This window comes from Halorubrum sp. SS7 (assembly GCF_005435055.1).
In the GTDB taxonomy this organism is placed as follows: domain Archaea; phylum Halobacteriota; class Halobacteria; order Halobacteriales; family Haloferacaceae; genus Halorubrum; species Halorubrum salinarum.
The window spans coordinates 1-209 of sequence record NZ_SGXV01000814.1; the positions used below are offsets into that span (position 1 = coordinate 1).

The window sequence follows — 209 nt, forward strand, 5'->3', positions numbered from 1 at the left end:
GGCGTTAACTCTCGATTTCGATCTCCGTGCCGGAGACGGCGTCCTCGACGGTCACGGGAAGTCGGACCGTCAGGATGCCGTTCCGGTACTCGGCCTCGATACCCTCCTCGTCGATCGCCTTCGGGAAGCGGAACCGCCGGTGATACGTCCGGCGGGCCCCCCGGGTCTCGTCCTCGTGTTCGCCGGCGACGTTGAGCACGCCGTTGTTC

At 66.5% G+C, this 209-nt stretch carries 1 protein-coding gene; it reads right to left on the bottom strand.

Annotated elements, in window-relative coordinates:
* Window positions 1–4 precede the first annotated feature (4 nt).
* The coding region (locus EXE44_RS20000; protein WP_137718160.1) for an Hsp20/alpha crystallin family protein at window positions 5–209 on the bottom strand (205 nt) is incomplete at its 5' end.